1 protein-coding gene is annotated in these 516 nt (G+C 45.5%); it reads right to left on the bottom strand.

The features are described 5' to 3' along the window. Positions 1 to 516: IS3 family transposase (locus ACFSCZ_RS20185; RefSeq protein WP_380776282.1), on the bottom strand; the 516-nt coding region annotated here is incomplete at both ends.

Genomic DNA, 516 nt, shown 5'->3' with positions numbered 1-516 from the left:
CCCCGATCACTGTGAATGAGCACACCTTCCAGGTTTTTCAGTTTTCTATTTTGTTGGGCAGACCGGATCGTTCTGCAGATTAATTCTTGGTTGGGACTGGAAGATGTTTCAAAAGCAATGACTTCCCCATTGAATAAATCCTTCAGGGCGGAAATGTATACCTTTTGTCCTTCCAGCACAATCTCTGTCATGTCGGTAACCCATTTCGTATCCGGAAATTGGGTGTCGAAGTCACGGTTTAAATGGTTTTCATAAACAAACCCTGCAGACTCACTCTTGGACTCGGCAGTGGATTTAGGAAGCCTGACATTGGCTTTAAGGTTGGCTTCCCTCATCAGTCTCGCTACCCTTTTATGATTGACGGCCGAACCAGAAGTTGAAAGTACTTTGGCGATCCGTTTAGCGCCCAAGGTTCCTTTATGCATTGTGTATATACGTTTGATGCGGGTGAGAAGTGCTTGATTCTCACGGGAGGCCAGTTTTTTGGGCCGTTTCAAATAGGCATAGTAACCACTC

The organism is Siminovitchia sediminis, assembly GCF_042680885.1.
Lineage (GTDB): Bacteria > Bacillota > Bacilli > Bacillales > Bacillaceae_C > Siminovitchia > Siminovitchia sediminis.
This window is presented reverse-complemented; position numbering and strand designations above follow the sequence as displayed.